The sequence below is a fragment of the Synechococcus sp. N26 genome (assembly GCF_900473975.1).
In the GTDB taxonomy this organism is placed as follows: Bacteria; Cyanobacteriota; Cyanobacteriia; order PCC-6307; family Cyanobiaceae; genus Parasynechococcus.
Window position 1 is genome coordinate 83,768 of record NZ_UCNM01000012.1, and the last position, 16,633, is coordinate 100,400.

At 61.4% G+C, this 16,633-nt stretch carries 19 protein-coding genes and 1 tRNA gene; 15 read left to right on the forward strand and 5 right to left on the reverse strand.

The window, feature by feature from the left end; genetic code table 11:
• Positions 1-78 precede the first annotated feature (78 nt).
• From DXY33_RS11630 to DXY33_RS11640, 3 genes are read left to right on the forward strand one after another with little or no spacing between them, the layout of a single operon-like run.
• A complete protein-coding gene (locus DXY33_RS11630) occupies positions 79-987 on the forward strand; it encodes an NAD(+) kinase (protein ID WP_115133012.1) in 909 nt (302 codons plus the stop codon).
• Positions 984-1,661: a winged helix-turn-helix domain-containing protein gene (locus DXY33_RS11635; protein WP_115133013.1), complete on the forward strand. Its 678-nt coding sequence runs from the start codon at positions 984-986 to the stop codon at positions 1,659-1,661. The genes DXY33_RS11630 and DXY33_RS11635 overlap by 4 nt, the downstream gene beginning before the upstream one ends.
• Positions 1,662-1,667: 6 nt before the next feature.
• A complete protein-coding gene (locus DXY33_RS11640; RefSeq protein ID WP_115133014.1) occupies positions 1,668-2,111 on the forward strand; it encodes a DUF192 domain-containing protein in 444 nt (147 codons plus the stop codon).
• Here DXY33_RS11640 and cbiE read toward each other — a convergent pair.
• The gene (gene cbiE / locus DXY33_RS11645) at positions 2,095-3,378 is read right to left on the reverse strand and encodes a precorrin-6y C5,15-methyltransferase (decarboxylating) subunit CbiE (RefSeq protein ID WP_115133015.1); all 1,284 of its coding nucleotides are present in this window, start codon (positions 3,376-3,378) and stop codon (positions 2,095-2,097) included. The two genes, DXY33_RS11640 and cbiE, sit on opposite strands and share 17 nt — an antisense overlap.
• A gap of 12 nt (positions 3,379-3,390) precedes the next feature.
• Here cbiE and DXY33_RS12575 point away from each other — a divergent pair, with 12 nt between their 5' ends.
• The 3 genes from DXY33_RS12575 to DXY33_RS11655 all read left to right on the forward strand — a co-directional run bounded on the left by DXY33_RS12575 (position 3,391) and on the right by DXY33_RS11655 (position 6,345).
• Entirely contained in the window at positions 3,391-3,534 is a 144-nt protein-coding gene (locus tag DXY33_RS12575) for a hypothetical protein (protein ID WP_170951054.1), read from the forward strand.
• Positions 3,531-3,773 carry a hypothetical protein gene (locus DXY33_RS11650; protein ID WP_115133016.1) on the forward strand — a complete coding sequence of 81 codons (243 nt, stop codon included), beginning with the start codon at positions 3,531-3,533 and terminating at the stop codon, positions 3,771-3,773. The genes DXY33_RS12575 and DXY33_RS11650 overlap by 4 nt, the downstream gene beginning before the upstream one ends.
• 73 nt (positions 3,774-3,846) lie before the next feature.
• Positions 3,847-6,345 (forward strand): GH116 family glycosyl hydrolase, encoded by a 2,499-nt coding sequence (locus DXY33_RS11655; RefSeq protein WP_115133017.1) that lies wholly within the window; start codon positions 3,847-3,849, stop codon positions 6,343-6,345.
• Here DXY33_RS11655 and DXY33_RS11660 read toward each other — a convergent pair.
• Positions 6,264-6,488, reverse strand: coding sequence for a helix-turn-helix domain-containing protein (locus DXY33_RS11660; RefSeq protein WP_115133052.1), 225 nt, complete (start codon positions 6,486-6,488; stop codon positions 6,264-6,266). The genes DXY33_RS11655 and DXY33_RS11660 overlap by 82 nt on opposite strands.
• A gap of 267 nt (positions 6,489-6,755) precedes the next feature.
• Between DXY33_RS11660 and DXY33_RS11665 the strand changes: the two genes are divergently transcribed.
• A complete protein-coding gene (locus DXY33_RS11665; protein WP_115133018.1) occupies positions 6,756-7,244 on the forward strand; it encodes a DUF3122 domain-containing protein in 489 nt (162 codons plus the stop codon).
• Positions 7,244-8,308 carry a bifunctional diaminohydroxyphosphoribosylaminopyrimidine deaminase/5-amino-6-(5-phosphoribosylamino)uracil reductase RibD gene (gene ribD, locus DXY33_RS11670; protein WP_115133019.1) on the forward strand — a complete coding sequence of 355 codons (1,065 nt, stop codon included), beginning with the start codon at positions 7,244-7,246 and terminating at the stop codon, positions 8,306-8,308. The genes DXY33_RS11665 and ribD overlap by 1 nt, the downstream gene beginning before the upstream one ends.
• 2 nt (positions 8,309-8,310) lie before the next feature.
• On the opposite strand, the gene DXY33_RS12955 is transcribed toward ribD, so the two are convergent.
• Genes DXY33_RS12955 through DXY33_RS11680 form a run of 3 tightly spaced genes read right to left on the reverse strand, consistent with a single transcriptional unit; the run spans position 8,311 to position 9,743 of the window.
• Entirely contained in the window at positions 8,311-8,748 is a 438-nt protein-coding gene (locus tag DXY33_RS12955) for a potassium channel family protein (RefSeq protein WP_371634840.1), read from the reverse strand.
• 11 nt (positions 8,749-8,759) lie between these two features.
• A complete protein-coding gene (locus DXY33_RS12960; protein WP_371634842.1) occupies positions 8,760-9,038 on the reverse strand; it encodes a hypothetical protein in 279 nt (92 codons plus the stop codon).
• A 48-nt stretch (positions 9,039-9,086) separates the two neighbouring features.
• Positions 9,087-9,743, reverse strand: a complete 657-nt coding sequence (locus DXY33_RS11680) for an SOS response-associated peptidase (protein WP_115133020.1) — start codon at positions 9,741-9,743, stop codon at positions 9,087-9,089.
• Between the two features lie 84 nt (positions 9,744-9,827).
• Between DXY33_RS11680 and ftsH the strand changes: the two genes are divergently transcribed.
• The 7 genes from ftsH to DXY33_RS11715 all read left to right on the forward strand — a co-directional run bounded on the left by ftsH (position 9,828) and on the right by DXY33_RS11715 (position 16,462).
• A complete protein-coding gene (gene ftsH / locus DXY33_RS11685; RefSeq protein WP_006851758.1) occupies positions 9,828-11,702 on the forward strand; it encodes an ATP-dependent zinc metalloprotease FtsH in 1,875 nt (624 codons plus the stop codon).
• A gap of 45 nt (positions 11,703-11,747) precedes the next feature.
• Positions 11,748-12,704: an ornithine carbamoyltransferase gene (gene argF, locus DXY33_RS11690; protein WP_115133021.1), complete on the forward strand. Its 957-nt coding sequence runs from the start codon at positions 11,748-11,750 to the stop codon at positions 12,702-12,704.
• Entirely contained in the window at positions 12,701-13,024 is a 324-nt protein-coding gene (locus tag DXY33_RS11695; RefSeq protein ID WP_115133022.1) for a hypothetical protein, read from the forward strand. Before argF ends, DXY33_RS11695 begins: the two co-directional genes overlap by 4 nt.
• 11 nt (positions 13,025-13,035) lie before the next feature.
• Entirely contained in the window at positions 13,036-13,260 is a 225-nt protein-coding gene (locus DXY33_RS11700; RefSeq protein ID WP_011363914.1) for a hypothetical protein, read from the forward strand.
• Positions 13,261-13,327: 67 nt separating this feature from the next.
• Positions 13,328-13,951, forward strand: a complete 624-nt coding sequence (gene lexA, locus DXY33_RS11705) for a transcriptional repressor LexA (protein WP_115133053.1) — start codon at positions 13,328-13,330, stop codon at positions 13,949-13,951.
• Positions 13,952-14,011: 60 nt separating this feature from the next.
• Positions 14,012-14,084 (forward strand) — tRNA-Ala (locus tag DXY33_RS11710).
• A gap of 227 nt (positions 14,085-14,311) precedes the next feature.
• On the forward strand, positions 14,312-16,462 hold the full coding sequence (locus DXY33_RS11715; RefSeq protein ID WP_115133023.1) for a Calx-beta domain-containing protein: 2,151 nt from the start codon (positions 14,312-14,314) through the stop codon (positions 16,460-16,462).
• Positions 16,463-16,633: the final 171 nt, after the last annotated feature.

Consider the following 16,633-nt stretch of genomic DNA (forward strand, 5'->3'; position numbering starts at 1 on the left):
GGGAACCTTCGTTACTGAGCGGCGTTCTGTTCTTGCGCGTCCCATAGGCTGAGGCTGACCTCTACCCGTCGTGGATCAGTGCCCCGGATCGGACTGATCGTCAATGACGGCAAGCCGCTGGCGGTGCAGACGGCGGACACGATTCAGCAGCGCCTGGAGGCTGCCGGCCATGCCGTGGAGCGGGCCAGCAGTTCCGGGGGCATGGTGGGCTTTGCCAACCCCGATCAGCACCTGCGCCTGCGCGGCTACAGCGCCTGTGTGCCCAAGGGCTTCGATCAATCGATGGTGTTGGCCATCGTGCTGGGGGGTGACGGCACGGTGCTTTCCGCTGCGCGGCAGACCGCCCCAGTGGGGATTCCGATTCTCACGATCAACACCGGCCACCTGGGATTTCTGGCCGAGGCCTATCTCGATGATCTGGACCGGGCCCTCGATGTGGTGCTCACCCAGCAATGGACGATCGAGGAACGCAGCAACCTCGTGGTGAGCGTGATGCGGGGTGATCAGCGCCGCTGGGAGGCGCTGTCTCTCAACGAGATGGCCCTGCACCGTGAGCCGCTCACGAGCATGTGCCACTTCGAGATCGCCATCGGCCGCCACGCCCCGGTGGATATTGCCGCTGATGGTGTGATCCTCTCCACGCCGACGGGTTCGACGGCCTACGCCCTCAGCTCCGGTGGGCCGGTGATCACGCCGGATTGTCCGGTGCTGCAACTCACCCCGATCGCGCCCCATTCCCTGGCCTCCCGCGCCCTGGTGTTCAGCGACTGTGAACCCGTCACGATTTTTCCAGTCACGCCGGAGCGGCTGATGATGGTGGTGGACGGAAGTGCCGGTTGCTACGTCTGGCCGGAAGATCGGGTGCTGATCCGCCGCAGCGATCACCCGGTGCGCTTTGTGCGTCTCGCCGACCATGAGTTCTTCCAGGTGCTGCGCAACAAATTGGGTTGGGGCCTGCCCCACATCGCCAAGCCCGAGCGAGAATGAACGCTGATCCCCTGTTGCTGTTGGCAGGCCCTTCGGCGGTGTCGCTGGCGCCCCGTCTGGCTGCATCGGGCTACGCCACCCTCGACTTGCTCAGTGCCGGGCCCTCGGCCCATGCCCCTGAACCGGGTGAATCTCCAGTGGCCGCTGTGCTGGCGGCCGATCAGGCCGCATTGATTCAAGACCTGCGCAGCCGTTTCGGGGCCATGCCGATCTTGTTGGATCTGGAACGCGACAGCGTTGAGGCTCGCGCCGCCTGCCTGGGAAGTGGTGCCGATGATTTCTGGCTCTCGGAGATCGGGCCCAGCGATCTGTTGTTGCGTCTGCGCCTGCACCGCACGATTCAACAGCGCTCGGGGCAGCGACCGGCGCTGCTTGAGCTGGACGATCTCAGTGTCGATCCCGCCAACCGAACGGTGCGGCGGGGAGACCGTGTGGTGGCGTTGACGGCCCGGGAATTCATGCTGTTGCAGGTGCTCTTGCGGCGGCGCGGCCAGGTGTTGAGCCGCGAGCTGCTGCTTCAGGAGGTGTGGCAGGGGGAGCGTTCCAGCAGCAATGTTGTGGAGGTGTACGTGCGCTATCTCCGCCAGAAGCTGGAGGCCGGTGGAGAACGCCGTTTGCTGCACACCGTGCGCGGCCGGGGCTATTGCCTCGGGCAGGTGTTGCCGGAGGCTTGAGCGGCCATGGATGCTCTGCCCCCTGAGTCACCGCCGCAATGGCTGCCGGTTGAGGCCCGCTGGTGCGTGGCCCAGCAGCGTTGCATTGATCTCGAGGTGGCCCGCAGTCCGGAGCAGCAGCGGCTGGGCTTGATGCAGAGGCCGGCTCTGCCGCCCTTGCGCGGGATGTGGTTTCCCTTTGCTACCCCCCAGCCGCAGCGCTTCTGGATGTTCAACACCCTTGCGCCACTGGACATGATTTTTGTGCGCGATGGGCGGGTGCTCGATCTGGTGCCTGCCGTTCCCACCTGTGCTGCCCTGCCCTGCCGCTCCTACGCCGCCGATGCCGATGGAAATGGACGGGCTGATTTCGTTGGCGCGGTGATTGAGATCGGTGCCGGTGAGGCGCAGCGGCTGGGAATTGGCATCGGCGATCCGGTTCGGATCACCCCGCTCAAGTCTTCCCCGTGAAGCCGGCTTGAGCCGGCTTCCTTCCCGTCACGATCAAGGTGGGGTTCATCGGAGCCAGGCGGGTGCCATCCCCCAGCGGTTGTCCCCGCCAGGCCTGCAGTTGCTGCACGCGCACGGCCAATCCAGCGTTCTCGAGCAGTGGCCGAACGCTCGCCAAGGCCTCGATGCTCGCCAGGGGGATCACCACAACACCGCCACACCGCAGCCGCGTCAGCACCTCCTGCAGCAGGCGCTCCCGTTGGGCGCCCCCGCCTCCGAGCAGAACCCGGTCGGGCTGGCTGAGTTGGCTCGGGAGCTCGCCGTTCAGCACCGTGTTGGCGTCGGCCTCCAGCACCGCCGCAGGGCTGACGCCGAGCCGTTGTGCATTGCGTTGAATCAGTTGCGCGCCACCGGCGCGGCGTTCCACCGCCAGCAGTTGCAGCCCTGGGCGCAAGCGCAGCGCTTCCAGACCGACGCTGCCGGTGCCGGCCCCCAGATCCCAGAGCACGCCCTGTGGCGGTAAGGCGAGTTCGGCCAGCAGTTGGATGCGCACCTCCCGCTTGGTCATCAATCCGGGGTGATCGCTGTGCTGCAGGTAGAGCCCGTCATCGAGCCCGAACAACGGCAGCTGATGCGGATCCGGTGCGGCGGGTTCGCGGGCGATCAGCAGTGCAATCAGCAGCGGCTGCAGATCTGTTGGTAACGAGGCGTGTGGGGCGATCAGCTGCACCCGTTCATCGGGGTGGCCGAGGTTTTCGCAGAGCCACAGGTCCGTGCTGGCCTCCAGCCCGCTGCTGCGCAACATCTGTTGCACGGTGCTGGCGCCCCCCTGGTTCGGGTCCGTCAGCACCGCCAGGGCCGCCGGTCGCTTCTGCAAGGTGCTGGCCAGGATTTCGGGGTCCCGCCCGTGCAGGCTCACCCAGTCGGCGTCCTGCCAGGGGCGTCCAATGCGGGCGAAGGCCAGCTGCAGCGATGTGGGGGCGGGATGAAACCGCAGCCGCTCTGCCCCGATGCGGTCGCAAAGGATGCGCCCAAGGCCGAACCAGAGCGGATCGCCGCTGGCCAGCACCACCACAGCTTGATCAGCAGCTCTTGATTGCAGGCTGTCCACCAGAGCCCGCGGGTCATCGCTGCTGATCAGCTCCGGCAAGGCTTCCCCCAGCCAGTCCTGCAGAGCAGCCTGCAACCGCTGCGGTGCTGCAATCACGGCGGCTGCTCGCAGCAGCGTCTGCTGTGGAGCGGGCAACGAGGCGGGCGCCCCGGCGTCGGTGCCGATCACATCGATCATCCCGTCATTCTGGTGTCAGGGTTTGCGGGGCCATGGCCGCTGGCGCAGGCCCTGCTGCAGGCTCGGATTGCCCAGGCCTGCAGTTACACCGCTGATCCGGTGACGCTGCCCTTGGCGGCGGAACAGCGCCTGAACGACCTGATGGAGGAGGCATGACCCCAGCCCACGATCGTCGCCAACGCTTGCACGAGCTTGTGATTGCCTTGATTGCTCAGCAGGACGATGTGCCCCTGCTCGATCCCGATCAGCCCGACCTGGAGGGGACGGCCCCCGGCCGTTGGCTGGATCAGAACCGCCGCAGCCTGCATCGCTATCAAGCCTTGGTCCGCACGGCGGTCACCTTGGATGCCCTGCTGGATGCCGAAGACAATCCCTCACCACTGTCTGCAGGCTGATGTCTGCAGGCTGATCGCAACGGCTGGCTGATCGCGTCAAACCTGGCAATCTGGGGCGACTCTCGGCCCCTGCATGGCTTCGTTCGGTTGGTCCGCCCTGAACTCCCTGCTGGGTCGCGGCAAGCACGCCAAGGGCTGGCAGCCACCGGAGGCCTCCTGGAGCCGACCCTTCGGCCTGGGCTGGGATAAGCCCTACACGGTTCGCTATGACAGCAACCTCGACGATGGCCCCAACCACGGCATGCCGCTGGGGGGCTTTGGAGCTGGCTGCTTCGGGCGGGCGCCCGACGGCAACATCAACCTCTGGCACCTCGATGGCGGCGAGCACTGGTTTGGGGTGCTGCCCGATTGTCAGTTCGCTCTGTTTGAAGGGAATGGCCGCGGCAAGCGCGCCCACGCCCTGGCGGTTCAGCCGGATCAGGATGCCTCGCGGCCGGCGGCTGGCCAGCCGCTAAAGGCCTGGGAGTGGTACCCGGCCAGCACGTCGGATCGCAGCACCGGCACCTATTCCGCCCGTTATCCCCTCAGCTGGACCAGCTATGAGGGCGTGTATGACGCCGAGGTGCGTTGTGAGGCCTTCAGCCCCATCCTGCCGGGTGATTACCAGCGCACCAGCTACCCGGTGGCGGTGTTCGTCTGGACGCTGCGCAATCCCACGGATCAGCCTCTGGATTTGTCGTTGCTGCTGAGTTGGCGCAACACCACCGGCTGGTTCACCAACACCGATTCCTCGGCTGAGGTTCACTTCCGCGATGACGGCAGCCCGGAGCACAACTACGCCCCGGCCATCGGCAGCACCACCGGCCAGCGCAACCGTTGCATTGACGATGGCTCCCTCAAGGGAGTGGTGCTGGAGGGAAACGTCTCTAATCCCGTTGCCGAAGGAGAGGGCCAGTGGTGCATTGCCACAGCCGAGCAGCCCGGTGTGACGATCCAGCGCTGCAGTCGCTGGAATCCCAGCGGTGATGGACGTGAGCTGTGGGACAGCTTCAGTGCTGATGGTTCCATCCCTGAAAGCAACAACGACCGACGCAGTGGTTCCGGCGATCCCCTCAGTGCGGCGCTGGCGGTGCAGTGTCAGCTGGCCCCCGGGCAGAGCATTGAGATTCCGCTGGTGATCAGCTGGGATCTGCCTGTGACGGCTTTTGCCACCGGCAGCCAGGCGCTGCGCCGCTACACCGATTTCTTCGCTGCGGATGCCAACCAGGCGGTTGCCATTGCCGCTGAAGCGCTGCGTGACTGGCGCAGCTGGCGCCAGCAGATCGAGGACTGGCAGCAGCCGGTGCTGCAACGCCAGGACCTGCCGGAACCGCTGCGGATGGCTCTGTTCAATGAGCTTTACGACCTCTGCAGTGGCGGCACTCTCTGGAGTGCGGCATCACCGGAGGATCCCTACGGTCGTTTCGGCGTTCTCGAGTGCCTCGACTACGCCTGGTACGAAAGTCTTGACGTTCGTCTCTACGGATCCCTGGCCCTGCTGCAGCTCTGGCCGGAACTTGACAAGGCCGTGCTGCGCAGCTTTGCCCGGGCGATTCCGGCCGCAGATGCCACCCAGCGCCCGATCGGTTGGTACTTCACCCAGGGCAAGGGCCGGGTGGAGGCTGACCGCAAGGTGAAAGGAGCCACCCCCCACGACTTGGGGGCTCCCAACGAGATCCCCTGGGATGCGACCAACTACACCGCTTATCAGGACTGCAACCTCTGGAAAGACCTCGGCAGTGATTTTGTGCTGCAGGTGTGGCGCACCTTCAAGCTCGCCCCCAGTGGTGAAGACATCCGCTTCCTCGCCGATTGCTGGCCCGCGGCCGTGGAGGCGCTGCGCTACCTCAAAACGTTCGACGTGAACAACGACGGCCTGCCCGACAACGGCGGTGCTCCGGATCAGACCTTCGACGACTGGCCCCTCAAAGGGGTGAGTGCCTACTGCGGTGCCCTCTGGATTGCTGCGCTTGAGGCAGCCCTGGCCATTGCCCAGACGCTGCAACTCAGCACCGGGCTGGATACCTCCGCTGAGCAACGTGAATTCAGCGGTTGGCTGGAGCAATCCCGGGGCAATTTCGACAAGCTGCTCTGGAACGGCGAGTACTACGACATTGATGCCGAGAGCGGCACGCCGGTGGTGATGGCCGATCAACTCTGCGGCGATTTCTACGCACGGCTCCTGGGCCTGCCGCCGGTGGTGAGTGACAACAACAGCCGCAGCACCTTGAAGGCCGTGAAGGAGGCCTGCTTTGAGGCTTTCGATAGCGGTTCCCTCGGTGTGGCCAATGGTCTGCGCCGCGATGGCACGCCTTTGGATCCCAATGGCACCCACCCCCTCGAGGTGTGGACGGGGATCAACTTTGGGATCGCCAGCTACTACCGCCTGATGGGAGACAAGCAGACGGCGCAAGCGATCTGCTCAGCGGTTGTTGAGCAGGTGTATTCCGGTGGTCTGCAGTTCCGCACCCCTGAGGCGATCACCGCAGTGAACACCTACCGGGCCTGCCACTACCTCAGGGCCATGGCCATCTGGGGGCTCTGGGCCACGGAGACCGATTGGACGCTCATCCCCGGAGCTGATACCCGTTGAAGCGTGGCGCTGGGGGATTCACTGAATTGGTTGCGGAAATCCCTGGCGAAGTGATTGCGGCTTTGGAAGCCGTAATGGCAGGCAATCTCATGCACGGTGTTGCCGCCGATGGTCTGCTGTACCTCTGGGGAGCTGAGGGGCATCACCCCCAGGTCGTCGGTTGCCCTGAAGAAGCAGGTCTTGATTGGTCTGGATGGATAAAACCGGCAGCTGCCGTGAACCACCCAGCTGCAAGCTCCCTTTGTGCCGGCCCCGGCTCAATTGGGCGACATCCATCTCGAAGCCCACCGCCTGCAGGCTCTTGCTGAGGCCCGGAGCAGAGTGGAATGCAACCTCCAGGGGTTGATTGTTGGCGTGAATCGCCTTCTGTGCAGGTTTGTTGTGAGAATTCACTCACTCACCTCCTGCCCATGCGCCGTTTGCTCTGCTGTTTGTTGGCTGCTCTGGGGCTGCTGCTGCTCACGCCAGGTCTGGCATGGGCCCAGGTTCATCAGCACGAAAACGAGGATGGCGTCGCCATGGTCCGTTCGCTGGAGAGCCTCAGGGACCTCGATTACGACAGCTGGCAGGCGGTGGCCTACCGCGAAGGCCCTCCGGGCCAGCCGGTGGTGCTGCGCGTGGTGGGCTATCCCGGGAAACTGCGGCTCGATCATCCGGTGAGCCTCCAGGTGTTGGCGGGTCGCCGCGAATGGCAGCTGGACGACATCACCCTGGCCAACCCGGTGCTGGCCACCGATGGCCGCGACGCAGCGGCTGAATTTGCCCTCGATCCTCTGCTGGACGATCTCAGCAATAACCGACCGCTACGTCTGGCGTTGCCGGGTGTCTTCACCGAATTGCCGATCCCTCCCTACGTCGTTGGTGAATGGCGCTCCCTGCAGGAGCTGCCCCTCAGCTGATGTGGGAGCTCTGGATGCGGCGTGCCCTGGCCCTGGCCGCCCTTGCCGAAGGCCATACCAGCCCCAACCCCCTCGTGGGGGCCCTGGTTCTTGATCGCGAAGGGCGCCTTGCGGGTGAAGGCTTTCATGCCCGGGCCGGAGATGCCCATGCCGAGGTGGGAGCCTTGCGGCAGGCCGGGGATGCGGCCCGGGGCGGAACCCTTGTGGTCACCCTTGAACCCTGCTGCCACCACGGCCGCACGCCCCCCTGCAGTGAGGCGGTGCTGCGCGCGGGAATTCGCCGCGTTGTGATCGCCCTGGAGGATCCCGATCCCCGGGTGGATGGGGGCGGCGTCCGTCAGCTGAGGCAGGCGGGGCTTGAGGTGATCAGTGGTGTGCTGCGCGAGGAGGCCCGCCAGCAGAACCGGGCCTTTCTGCACCGCGTTCGCACCGGCCGCCCGTTCGGGGTTCTGAAGTGGGCCATGAGCCTGGATGGCCGCACTGCTTTGCCCAATGGCGCCAGCCAATGGATCAGCGGCCCACCCGCCCGCGATTGGGTGCATCAACTGCGCAGCGGCATGGATGCCGTGGTGGTTGGGGGTGGCACGGTGCGCGGCGATGATCCGCTGCTCACCAGCAGGGGCCGGCGTTCGCCGGAACCGCTGCGGGTGGTGCTGAGCCGCAGTTTGGATCTGCCGGATCAGGCCCAGCTCTGGGATACCGCGGTGGCGCCGACCCTCGTGGCCCATGGCCCCGATGCCGACCTCCGGCGTTTGCCATCCGGGCCTGAGACACTGGGGCTCTCGGCCTGTGAACCGCAGCAGTTGATGGAGGCCCTGGCGGAACGCGGTTGCAACCAGGTGCTTTGGGAGTGCGGCCCTGAGCTGGCGGCCGCGGCGATCCAGCAGGGCTGCGTGCAGGAGATTGCAGCGGTGGTGGCTCCGAAGTTGATGGGGGGCATGGCGGCCCGCACTCCCCTTGGAGATCTGAACTTCAGCGCCATGGATCAGGTGCTGCAGGGGCAGTGGCATCAGAGCGAGCCCATGGGCAACGACTGGTTGCTGCGTTGGCGCAGCGGCAGCTGAGCTCAGCGCTCCCGGCTTTGCCGATCGAGGCTGCTGGCGAAGCGGCCGATCAGCACCCCCATCACGGCAGCGAGGTAGAGCGGTCCGGCAACGCTGGTGGCCACACTCACCATCCGTGACAGGGGGAGCATCGGGCTGATGTCCCCAAAACCGACGGTGGTGAGGCAAACGAAGGTGTAGTAGTTGATTGCCGAAAAAAGGCGGGCGCTGGCCAGGACGCTCGAATCGCCGACGTTGGCCATCTCCAGGGGTTGAAAGCTGCCCGGCTGGATGGTTTCCAGAGCACTCATCACCAGGCCGGCGGCGAGTCCGATGTGCAGGTACCCGGCCGTGGCACCCATCAGCAGCGCTTCGGTGACGCGCTTGGTGCTGGCGAAGCGTGTCACCAGGCGGATCACGCTCCAGCCCACCAGCACGCTCCAACTCAGGGCCAGCGGCATGCCGCTGTAGATCAGCTCCAGGGGCGTAAGCAGCCAGAGCCACTGGTCACCACGGCCATCAGCCCAAGACCCCGATACAGCGCATCACTCCAGTTCGGAGCGTTGCTGCTCCCCACCATCACCTGGGTGAGCAGCAAGGCAATCAGGCTGTAGCCGATGTAGGTCGCCCACACCAAGCGGGGAAAGGCGAAGCCCACGGTGGCAATCACAGTGCAGAGCAGCAGCAGCTTCCGCTGGGTGTCATCCCGCCGCAGGAGCCGCTGAACCAATCCCACCAGCACCTTGGCCACTGTCGCTACCCCCAGGTTCGGCAGTGAGCTGCGGCTGTCAAGCCTTGCTCAATCGAGCAAGGAGAGCTGCTGGTGCTTGTTGGCGGGGGCCGCTGGCTTGAGTGCTCTGCAGTCCCATGGCTCCGCTGGCGCTGGCGTGAGCATCGGCTCGAGGGCGCGTCGGTGAGCTCCATCACCCGGTTCCAGCCAGATGCTCTCTAATCCCTCGGGAATGATCACCGGCATCCGATCGTGCAATGGGGCTACCAGGCTGTTGGGCTGCGTCGTGATCACGCAGCAGGTCTCCACTTCACTGCCATCGGGGCCGATCCAGCGGTCCCAGACACCGGCCAGCCAGAACAGCTGCCGGTCTTTGCGCTGGATCAGATGACCCTTTTCAAAAAAGCCGCTGCTGGGCAGAAGGCAGCGGTGATGACGCCATGGCCCGCGAAAGGAGGCTTTCTCCGCGATGGTTTCGGCGCGGGCATTGATCGGTCGCGGCGCCTGCAGCGGGTCCTTGACCCAGCCCGGCAGGAGGCCCCAGAGCATGTGGGACAGACGGTCTTCACCGTGCTCACGCCGCACAGCCAGCACCGGCTCATGGGGGCGGATCAGCTCGCGGGGGGCGTAATGCTCCAGCCAGGCGCTGTCCTCCGGCCGCAACCAGCTGCGCAGCAGCTGCTGCAATTCCGCGCGAGGCGTGTCGAGGCAGTAGCGACCACACATGGGCAGAAGCTAGGCGCCGTTCGGTTCTCACACCCGTTGATTGCCAGAGATCCCTCGTAGCGTGTCGGAACTCTCAGGCCATCCATGCCGATCCGCCAGGACGACAACCAGCCGAACCGTCGCTTCGGGATCATCAACCTGGTGCTGATTGGCTTCGGGGTGTTGCTGCTGGCCAGCAGCTTCCTCCCCAGCAATGGCATGCAGCAGGTGCCGCGGGTGCCCTACTCCCTGTTCATCGACCAGGTGAATGACGGTGCGGTGAAGCGGGCCTTCATCACGCAAGACCAGATTCGCTACGAGCTGAGCGATCCCGAGGAGGGAACGCCTCCCGTGCTGGCCACCACGCCGATCTTCGACATGGATCTGCCCCAACGCCTCGAAACCAAGGGCGTTGAATTCGCGGCAGCTCCCCCAAAGAAGCCGAACATCTTCACCACCATCCTCAGCTGGGTGGTGCCGCCCCTGATCTTCATCCTGGTGCTGCAGTTCTTTGCTCGCCGCTCGATGGGCGGTGGTGCTCAGGGGGCGTTGAGCTTCACCAAGAGCAAGGCCAAGGTGTACGTGCCCGATGAGGAGTCGCGGATCACCTTCGCCGACGTGGCGGGCGTGGATGAGGCGAAGCAGGAACTCACCGAGATCGTCGACTTCCTCAAGCGCCCTGAGCGCTATGCCGAGATCGGTGCGCGCATTCCTAAAGGTGTGCTGCTGGTCGGACCTCCCGGCACCGGTAAGACCCTGCTGTCCAAGGCCGTGGCCGGCGAAGCCGAGGTGCCCTTTTTCATCATTTCCGGCTCGGAGTTCGTGGAACTCTTCGTTGGTGCTGGTGCCGCCCGGGTCCGCGACCTGTTTGAAGAAGCCAAGAAAAAAGCGCCCTGCATCATTTTCATCGACGAACTGGACGCCATCGGCAAGAGCCGTTCGGGTTCGATGGGTGTCGTCGGCGGCAACGACGAACGGGAGCAGACCCTCAACCAGCTGCTCACCGAGATGGATGGCTTCACCGCCCAGGACAAGCCGGTGATCGTTCTGGCGGCCACCAACCAGCCCGAGGTGCTCGATGCAGCCCTGCTGCGTCCCGGCCGTTTCGACCGGCAAGTGCTGGTGGACCGTCCGGACCTCTCCGGCCGCAAGACCATCCTCGAGATCTACGCCAAGAAGGTGAAGCTGGCTGCAGGTGTTGACCTCGACAGCGTGGCTCAGGCCACCAGTGGTTTTGCCGGTGCTGATCTCGCCAACCTGGTGAATGAAGCTGCCCTGCTCGCAGCGCGTGCCCAGCGCACCAGCGTTGAGCAGCAGGACCTCGGTGAAGCGATCGAGCGGGTTGTGGCTGGTCTGGAGAAGAAGAGCCGCGTCCTGCAGGACGATGAAAAGAAGGTGGTGGCGTACCACGAGGTGGGCCACGCGATCGTGGGCCATCTCATGCCTGGCGGCAGCAAGGTGGCCAAGATCTCGATCGTGCCCCGTGGCATGAGCGCCCTGGGCTACACCCTGCAGCTGCCCACCGAAGAGCGCTTCCTCAATTCCAAGGAGGAACTCCAGGGCCAGATCGCCACGCTTCTCGGTGGTCGCTCAGCTGAAGAGATTGTCTTCGGCAAGATCACCACGGGCGCTGCCAACGATCTGCAGCGCGCCACCGATCTGGCTGAGCAGATGGTGGGCACCTATGGCATGAGCGACACCCTGGGGCCCTTGGCCTACGACAAGCAGGGCGGTGGCCGTTTCCTTGGTGGAGGCAACAACCCACGCCGCTCGGTGAGTGATGCCACGGCTCAGGCCATTGATAAGGAGGTGCGCGGGCTGGTGGACCAGGCCCACGACGACGCCCTCGCGATCCTGCGGGAGAACATGGCGCTGCTCGAGACGATCGCCCAGAAGATCCTCGAGAAAGAGGTGATCGAGGGGGATGACCTCAAGCAGATGCTCGAGGCGAGTGTGCTGCCGTCCGGTGTGACCGCTTGACGGCAGCGGGCCTCATCCCCGATAACAGTCCTTTGAACCGTCGCGATGGCTACCGCTTCTGCGGGCGTTGCTGCTGTCCTCTCTCCGCTGTGCGGACGTGACTTCCTTTCCTCAGCGGATTGTTCTGCCGGGGAAACAGCAGCGTTGCTGGATCTGGCTGCACAACTGAAGAGCGGCGATCGTCGGATCGATCTCGGCAACCGCGTGCTGGGTCTGATCTTCAGCAAGGCCTCCACCCGAACCCGTGTGAGTTTTCAGGTGGCCATGGCCCGCCTCGGCGGCCAGACGGTGGATCTCAATCCTTCCGTCACCCAGCTCGGCCGCGGCGAGCCGCTGGAAGACACGGCCCGGGTCCTCAGCCGTTACTGCGATGTGCTGGCGATTCGCACCTTCGCTCAGCAGGAACTGGTGGACTACGCCCATTGGGCCTCGGTGCCGGTGATCAATGCCCTCACCGATCTGGAGCATCCCTGCCAGGCCCTGGCCGACTTCCTCACCATGCAGGAAGCCCATGGCGCCCTTCCTGGTCAGACCCTGGCCTATGTGGGCGACGGCAACAACGTGGCCCATTCCCTGATGCTCTGCGGCGCGCTGCTGGGGGTGAATGTGCGGATCGGCTGCCCCGAGGGCTTTGAGCCCTTGCCGGGCGTGCTTGAGCAGGCCCAATCCCTGGCACACCACGGTGCCTCGATTGAGGTGGTGACTGACCCCCGTGAGGCGGTGGCGGGAGCCCAGGCCGTTTACACCGACGTTTGGGCCTCCATGGGTCAGGAAGCCGAACAGGCGCAGCGGGAGCAGGCCTTTGCGGGATTCTGCGTGGATCAAGCCCTGATGGAGCAGGCGGCAGCCGATGCGATCGTTCTGCACTGCCTGCCGGCTCACCGCGGTGAGGAGATCAGCGCCGAGGTGATGGAGGGCAAGGCAAGCCGCATCTTTGATCAGGCAGAAAACCGCCTGCATGCGCAGCAGGCTCTGTTGGCGGTGTTGATGGGTGGTTTATGACGGTGATCCACCGCTGGTTGGTGCCGTTGATCGTCACCGCCCATGCGGTGGCAGCGTCAGCGGATCAGGCCACCGATAAACAACAGCAGAGCATCATCGCCCGATGGACGGCCGAGAAAATCTGTGAAATGGGTGTGGATGCTTTTTACGCCTTGCCGGATCCTGAGCTCAAAGCCATGTTTGAGCGCGACACCTCGATGCGTTACGAGGATGTTCCCAACGCACCAACCGATCAGGAAAAGTCCCGTATTACCGGGCAGTTGATGGGATATCTGATGGCGGCCTGTCCGCAACAGCTTGAGTCCTACAAAAACCGCTGAAGAGCATCGCGATGCGTAAGGAACGCTGCTGGGTTTGGTTCAAAGGTGGCCTCTCGGAGGAGGGGCACTGGATGTCGGGCTGGGTGGCCAGCACAACCGAGCAGCCGGGGCTGCTGATTGAGCATCCCGGCTATGTCTCCTGCCGGGTTCCGGAATGGCGTGTGGTGTTTAAGGAGCCCAAAGACCTGAACCTGGCGCCGAGCATTCCCGAGGCTGCGGTGTGGAAACTGGTTTGAACTGAGCTTGCGCTTGCGGCACACGGCAAGGAACGGTACAAATGTATTGCCCGAACCTTTTCTTGCGGTGACCCGTGCCCCCCAGGAGTCCCTCACCACTGCTCAGCAAGAGCTTTACGACTGGCTGGCGGACTACATCGGCACCCATCGCCACAGCCCTTCGATTCGCCAGATGATGCAGGCGATGGGACTGCGCTCTCCTGCGCCGATTCAGAGCCGGTTGCGCCATCTTCAGCAGAAGGGATGGATTACCTGGCAGGAAGGCCAGGCGCGCACGCTGCAGCTCTTGGGCGACATGGTGGGTGCCGCCGGGATTCCCGTGCTGGGCGCCGTTGCCGCTGGTGGCTTGGTGACGGCTTTCGATGATGTTCAGGAGCATCTGGACCTGGCGCCGGTGCTGGAGACCCGTGGCCTGTTTGCCCTGACGGTGAATGGCGACTCGATGGTCGACTCCCACATCGCCGATGGTGATGTGGTGTTGATGGAGCCGGTGCAGGATCCCCAGCGGCTGCGCAACGGCACGGTGGTGAGTGCTCTGGTGGCTGGCAGTGGCACCACGCTCAAGCATTTCCATCGACAGGGGGCGACGGTGGTGCTGGAAGCTGCCAACCCCTCTTACCAGCCGATTGAGCTTCCCGCCGAACAGGTGGAGGTGCAGGGTCGCTTGGTTGCCGTCTGGCGCCAGGTCTGAGGCTCCCGCGGTGTAAGCTGTGACACGACGACGGCGGCTCTGAAGCCACCACGTCGACATGGGGCCATAGCTCAGCTGGTAGAGCACCTGCATGGCATGCAGGGGGTCAGGAGTTCGAGTCTCCTTGGCTCCATTTTTCAAAAAAGTCAGTTCAGAACTGGCATTTAAGCGGTCCACACGGGCCGCTTTTTTAGCGCAAAACGGCTAAATATCATTTTTTGTGCGCCAAAGTGTGCGCCAAATGGCCGTAGGTGGTCTGTTTGCGCTCTCTTGCTAAACGGTTTCGGTGACTTTGCATGTGACTGCAACAGGGCATACGCCTAAGATCAGTCACAGATAGAGAGGCTCCAAAATTTAGAGATGGCGACGCCAGTAAGCCTAAGAAATGATCGCGATCAAATAACTTTTTATTGGTCTGGGAATCTTTCAGACAAGGCTATCTTTAGCGACCTCAAAGATGGAAGTCAATTAGAAATATCTCCAAATTCAGCTTGGACTAGTTACTCATCAAGACCGTTAGCAATTACGAGGCCGAATACAAATAGTGGACTTGGATGGGGGCCTCAGTTCGCAGGAACCTTCTTTGGACTAATCTGGAGACATCCTAATAATACATTTCAGCATAGGCACTACACGTCTAATGGTGAGGCGATCTCCGGCGCATTAAATACATCTCTGAACCCTTTTTATTCCGGCGCTGAAGAGTACTTCCTTCACGATCTCAATGGCAATGGATTTTTAGATGATCGAGGCAATTACAAAATTCAGGATCTAAACGTTAAAGAAGGCTCAGATGGCATTGTAGTTGTGACTCGTACGTCACGTAAAGCCCAGAGGGTAAGTGTTATTAGGCATAGATATTATGGAATTGGTGATAATGCTGCTGCGTATACAGGTCTGGACTTTCCTACTAACTATTCGAGGGTCATTAGCTTCGGGGAAGGTGAGACAAGAAAGACTGCTTTATTTCCCACTATTGACGACCCTATTGCGGAAGAAGATGAACTAGTGCCGCTAAAAATCACGGTTCTTGATCAACACCCTGATGTACAGACCGTGTTTGCTGATGACGTTGGAATTGTCACTATTAAGGATAATGATGGGGGTAGATACAATTATTTCACACTTGAGGAAGGCGTAAATGGGACTGAAGGAGATTTTTTAAGAATTAAAGTCACAAGATCTGGCAATATTCAACTTCCCGCAACCCTGTCCGTAAAACAGGTTAGAGGAAGCGCGACAGGAGGTTCTGACTATAAAAATGTTCGTCGAAGCATTTATTTTCCAAAAGGACTTAGCACAAACTATATTTACCTGACGACAATAAACGACTCAATTAAAGAGTCAGATGAGACAGTTCTGTTGGACCTTTCAACAAATAATAGAGCTTATACTTTTACTGGATCCTCTACGGCTCAATTCACCATCAAAGACGACGGTGACGAAAGTGACGGGGTCTCTTCATTCTATCGTGTATCTGAAAAATCACTTGAGTTTACTGAACCAAAAAGTGGGAAAGGGAATTATCTTATTAGTCTTTCGAGACGAGGATTTATAAACAAAGTTGATCGGATCAGATGGGAAGTGACAGGAAATACAGCGACCGAGGGTCTTGATTATTCATTTTCCCAATCGTACGGGACTATGCAATTTAATCGAGGAGTTCGCGATGGGAGCATATCTATACAGATTCACTCCGATAATATCAAAGAATCAACTGAATATTTAACATTTTCAATAAAATCACTAAACGAAGACTCCACTATTCAGCCGCTTTCGCAAAGGATAAATATTCAGGATAATTCATATCTGGGATCTCGTTATCTTCGCTTCGAAAGTCTAAAGACTAGTACATGGAGTGATGTCGTCCGTATTAATTCTGAAAAGAATGGCTCAACTTCTGATTCAGTAATCCAAGCCAAGCAGGTTGAAAAATCAGAATACGACTCTGGTTTTGTCGGTTCTATTGTTAACGGTACTTCTGATGAAGACACCATTCGCGGATTGGCTGGCTTTGATCAATTGTTTGGTAAAGCTGGCGATGATCTGATTCATGGCGGCAACGGTCGCGACATCATTGATGGCGGTAGTGGATCAGATGAGCTACACGGTGACTTCGGTTGGAACACCTTCTTGGATCAGCAAGATGGCTCCAAGGATCTAATTGCCATCAAGTCTGATCAGCACTTGAGTAATTGGTGGTATGGAAAAGCTGGCAACAGCCCTAACGGAGAGAAGGCTGACTTCATTGAAGGATTGGACGCCACTGATGAGATCAAGATCATTGGTGTCTTCACGCCTGATATCTCAGTGGTCGATAACGTCACCGCGCGTGGTGTCACTGGGATTGGCATTTACGCCAAAGGCACCCTTGAGGCGGTGTACACCGGAGGCAACCTGAGTACCAGTCAGATCCAAAACATGACAACTGGAGATGGCTCAACAACGGCCATGAATAATCAGATGTGGAGCTACTGGAGCGACAACACTGTCCCCCCTCTCCAGGCGTAAGGCAAAACAGGGCTAACCAATTACAAATAAATGGCCGAGGATCGAGAAGGTTCCCGAGAGTACTAGCTTCTCGAATTTTCTTTGCTAAGAAAAAAAGTAGGCGCTTAGTCGGGCGAGGGTAAGCTTAAGCAATGATAAAATACTAATCGCATTTCTAGTTCTGGCATTGTC